The organism is Mycobacterium sp., from assembly GCF_049280035.1.
GTDB lineage: Bacteria > Actinomycetota > Actinomycetes > Mycobacteriales > Mycobacteriaceae > Mycobacterium.
This window is the reverse complement of sequence record NZ_JBAPPI010000443.1, coordinates 1-3,724: the sequence shown is the minus strand read 5'-3', so window position 1 is coordinate 3,724 and position 3,724 is coordinate 1. Positions and strand designations below refer to the sequence as shown.

The 3,724-nt window shown below is 65.9% G+C and carries 3 protein-coding genes and 2 pseudogenes; 1 reads left to right on the top strand and 4 read right to left on the bottom strand.

The genetic code is table 11. The features are described 5' to 3' along the window. The 4 genes and pseudogenes from WAN71_RS14720 to WAN71_RS14705 all read right to left on the bottom strand — a co-directional run. Positions 1-905, bottom strand: a 905-nt coding sequence (locus WAN71_RS14720) for an ATP-binding cassette domain-containing protein (RefSeq protein WP_422226038.1), incomplete at its 3' end; no start/stop codon positions are given. Positions 906-926: 21 nt separating this feature from the next. Beyond that, a pseudogene (locus WAN71_RS14715) lies at positions 927-1,754 on the bottom strand (enoyl-CoA hydratase); the annotation flags it as partial. 96 nt (positions 1,755-1,850) lie between these two features. After that, positions 1,851-2,213: a thioredoxin gene (gene trxA / locus WAN71_RS14710; protein ID WP_422226037.1), complete on the bottom strand. Its 363-nt coding sequence runs from the start codon at positions 2,211-2,213 to the stop codon at positions 1,851-1,853. Between the two features lie 54 nt (positions 2,214-2,267). Beyond that, entirely contained in the window at positions 2,268-3,080 is an 813-nt protein-coding gene (locus WAN71_RS14705) for an MBL fold metallo-hydrolase (RefSeq protein WP_422226036.1), read from the bottom strand. Positions 3,081-3,226: 146 nt separating this feature from the next. Between WAN71_RS14705 and WAN71_RS14700 the strand changes: the two are divergent. Continuing rightward, positions 3,227-3,724, top strand: a pseudogene (locus tag WAN71_RS14700) (hypothetical protein); the annotation flags it as partial.

The window sequence follows — 3,724 nt, the reverse complement described above, 5'->3', positions numbered from 1 at the left end:
TTCTGCGCCGCAACAGCTTTGGTGGCTTTGGCGCCCAGCTTGGCGGCTTGGGCACGCAACGCGGTGGCCTTGCGTTCGGCGTTGGTACGTTCCCGGCGGCGCCGCTGCTCGTCGGTGGCGCGGGCGTCGAGATACTTCTGCCAACCCATGTTGTAGACGTCAACTTCGCCACGCATCGCGTCGAGAAACCAAACTCGGTTGACGACGTCGGCCAACAAGCCGACGTTGTGGCTGATGACCACCAAGCCGCCGGTGTGCGCCCGCAGGAATTCCCTTAGCCAGCCCAGTGAATCGGCGTCGAGGTGGTTGGTCGGCTCGTCGAGTAAGAGGGTGGTGCCTGAACCTGAAGCCCCGGCTCCTCCTTCACTCGCGGCGAACAGAATCCGCGCCAACTCCACCCGGCGGCGTTGGCCGCCGGACAGCGTGCGCAACTGCTGGGTCAGCACCCGTTCGGGCAACCCAAGGCTCGCGCAGATTCGGCCGGCCTCGCTTTCGGCTCCATAACCGCCCAATGCGGCGAAGCGTTCCTCGAGTTGACCGTAGCGGCGAATCGCACGGTCGCGGGCGGCGTCATCGGCGACCTCGGCCATCAGCGCCTGCTGCTTTTCCAGATCGGTGAGCAGCGTGTCCAATCCGCGCGCCGAGAGCACCCGATCGCGGGCCAGGACGTCGAGATCGCCCTCTTTGGGATCCTGCGGCAGGTAACCGATCTCGCCGCTGCGCGTCACCGTCCCGGCATACGGCTCGCCCTCCCCCGCAAGGATGCGGAGGGTGGTCGTCTTGCCGGCACCGTTGCGCCCGACCAGACCGATGCGGTCACCGGGCTGTATCCGCAGCGCGGAGCCGTCCGCGGAAAGCAACGTGCGCGCGCCAGCGCGGACCTCGAGGTCCGTAGCCGTGATCACGGTCACTCTCCTTGTTCAGGCTTACTTATCGTCGGTGAACACCGGCGGCCGTTTCTCGGCACGCGCGGCAACCGCCTCTTCGAAGTTGGTGGTGAGCAGGCGAACGAAAAGCTGTCCCAGTCCCTCAGCCTGCATGTGCCCTTCCAGGCTAGCGGCGTCCAGTCCACTCCACAGTGTGCGTTTGGTCAACTCGAGTCCCGGCCGCGAGAACGCCGCGATCCCTTCGGCCATCGCATAGCAGGTCTCCAACAGCTGGTCTTCGGGTACCTGGCGGGATACCAGCCCGATCCGCTCGGCCTCATCGGCGTCGATGTCCCGACCGGTCAGCATGATCTCGAACGCCCGCGACGAGCCGATGGCCCGTGGCAACAGGTAGCTGAGACCCAGCTCGCTGGCCGTCAGACCGTTGTTGATGCCCGCGGCCCGGAAATAGGCCCCGCTCGACGCGACGCGGATGTCGGCGGCCAGCGCCAGGCAGAGCCCGCCACCGATCGCTGCGCCGTTGACCGCGGCGATCACCGGTTGGTGCAGCCGTCGCAGCGCCAGGATGACGTCGTCGAGAACCTGCATGGAACGCAGCGCGTAGGTGGGCCGAGTCAAGCCCTGCACATGCGGCACTTCTCCGGCTGACTTGTGGTCGGCGCCCGACGAGAAACCTCGACCGGCCCCGGTCAGCACGACCACCCGCACCGAGTTGTCGTAGCTGATTTCCTCAAGAACCGCTTTGAACGGCACCATGACGTCGAACGCCATCGAGTTCATCCGCTCCGGCCGGTTGAGGGTGATTAACGCGACATGCGGCCGCGGATGTTCAACGAGGACCAAACTCACCGTTGAACGGTAACGCGCCTGACGACGATCCGGCCCACACGGCGGACCGGTGTGGGTGTACCGCCCGCTCGCGGGGGAGAGTCGGACAATTAGCCCAGGTCCCCCTTGCCGCTATCAGACCTGGTCGCGTTCCTGCGCCGCGATCGCCGCATCGACGTCGAAATCCTTGACCCGTTGCACGAGATCCTCCAGCGCGGCTGGCGGCAGGGCTCCGGCCTGGTTGAACACCAGCTTGCCCTTCTTGAACGCCATCAAGGTCGGGATGGACCGGATGTTGGCAGCTGCCGCCAGGCCATCTTCGGCTTCGGTGTCGACCTTGGCGTGCACGACGTCGGGGTGCTTTTCCGCGGATGCGGCAAACGTAGGTGCGAACTGGCGGCACGGTCCGCACCAGGATGCCCAGAAGTCGACGAGCACGATGTCATTGCCGTTAATAGTTTCGTTGAACTGTTCGGCAGTGAGGTCTTGGGTAGTCACGCCCCAGTTAACGCCGTGAACTGCCGCTGTGTTCCCCTGCGTCCCGCCGGGGCGCTAGGTCAGATGGTCATTGTCGCCACGGACCCAGGCGCCATGGCGGGCGGCCGATCGCTGGACCGCCGCGTGGCCGTCGGCGTCGATGGAGTTCGTGAACAGGCCATAGATGCGGTCGAAATGCAACGCCGCCAGCGTGTTGGCCATGCGCTGCACGACGGCGGCCGACAGCGGAAGGCGGTTCGGGTAGCTGCGCAAAAACGCAACCGTGCGGCGGTCCGGGTTGGGAAAGATGGTGTCGCCGGCCAGCAGCACGCCGCGCCCACCGGCACCCTCGGTCCAGCAAGCGACTGCGCTGCCGGGGAAATGGCCGCCGACCCGGACCACGGATAACGACGGGGTCAGCGGCAGGGTGTCCGACCACGGCTCGATCACCGGGTCGGGACGCATCACCCACTCGGCATCCGCGGCGTTCACATACACCGGGACGCCACCCAGTCGGTGGCTCCATTCGACCTGTGCGCCGTACATGTGCGGATGGCTGGCCACAATTGCGATGACCGGTCCACGCTCTGCTACTGCGGCCACGCCATCGTCGTCGACGAAGCCGGACGGATCCCACAACACGTTGCCGACATCGGTGCACACCAGCTTTCCCAGCTGTCCGATACCGAGCGGCGGCGAACTGCCGATCGCCACCAGTCCGTCCTCAATGACCGAGACCTGCGACCGCATCCCTTCGGCAACCAACTGCTCCAGCGTCGCCCATTGCTGCCCCTCGGCCGGCACCCACTGCCGGTCATCGGCACAAATCGCGCAGACGTCTGATGCGGTGGCGTGCTCGACACCGCAGGTTCTGCACACCCAAAACATGGCACAACCCTAGTTCGACCGGACCGCGTCAAAGGCCGCTCACGAGCTCAGCTAATAATTGTGCAACTCGGCAGTGCGGCGGGTACCCCTCCGCGCAACGCCTCGATCGGAGAACCGTGATGTCCGCCGCCACGCATCGAAGTCGATTGACGCAGCTCGTGATCGTCGCGGTCACCGGCGCCACCGCAGTGTCGCTCGCCGCGTGCGGCAATTCGAGCAACGAAAACACCGGAAAACCCAGCACGTCGGCAAGCTCGACAACTCCTAAGCCCACGTCTCCTAAGCCCACGCCGCCGCCGGCACCACCCATGGGGCATGACGAGGTCGAGGGCTTGGTCAGGTCGGTCTCGGGCAACAGGATCCAGCTCACGCAGCGGGATCGGACGGCGGCCGCGGTGGACTTCACACCGCAGACGATGATCACCGAGCTCAGCTCCGCAGCGCTGACCGACGTGAAACCGGGGAGTTGCGTCGACGTCAAGCCCGCGTCGCAGAGCGCTCCACCTGGCGGTGCGATCACCGCGGAATCTGTGGACATCAGCCCGTCTGAAGGCGGCAAGTGCCCTCCGCCCGTTGGGCCGGCTGGAAGTCCTGGCGTCAACGGCATCGTCGACTCGGTGACGGGTAACACCATCGCGGTCAAC